The 566-nt window shown below is 34.8% G+C and carries 1 protein-coding gene; it reads right to left on the bottom strand.

Annotated elements, in window-relative coordinates; all coding sequences use genetic code 11:
- The coding region (locus B3C94_RS12830; RefSeq protein WP_293904228.1) for a vitamin K epoxide reductase family protein at positions 1-497 on the bottom strand (497 nt) is incomplete at its 3' end.
- Positions 498-566: the final 69 nt, after the last annotated feature.

Here is a 566-nt window from a genome sequence, read left to right as displayed (position 1 = left end):
GGGATGAGGTAACTCAACATAAAAAGAATACCAGCGCCTGAAAGCACTATCAAACTTAATTCATGAAATAATATAGTGTTTGCGTTTGAATATATAGCTTCGATATATATTAAAGACACGAAAGCATTCATCCCAATTATTCCCTGAACCGCTAGGCACAGCGTACACCAGTGCTTGACAATATAATATTGATAATGCAAAGAGAAAAGAATAAAAGGCGATATTAATAATGACAAAATCGCCCACAATACAAGGTTGCCAATCTGTCCACCAAAAAAAGCTATGGATAAATAAAATGTTAAGAAATATGCTGCTCCCCACACTGTCCAGCTTATATTTAGAAACTTTGATTGGTCTGAGCTCAGCACCGCATTACAATCCGATTTTTTACCTAATGCCCCACAAACCTCTTTTACAAATGGGTTGTGCGAATCTATATCATGGGAAATCAATAAAATTGAAGCTAAAATTCCTAAAAAGGAAGTTACGGTAAACAAAATTCCAATGAATTTAAAAGCCGAATTTTCGGTTCTCCAGTTGATTATAATAGAAAGCAGTGTAATACA

The sequence above is a fragment of the Sphingobacterium sp. UBA5670 genome, from assembly GCF_002420705.1.
GTDB lineage: Bacteria > Bacteroidota > Bacteroidia > Sphingobacteriales > Sphingobacteriaceae > Sphingobacterium.
Note: the sequence above shows the minus strand (reverse complement) of the source record. Positions and strands in the feature narration are given on the sequence as shown.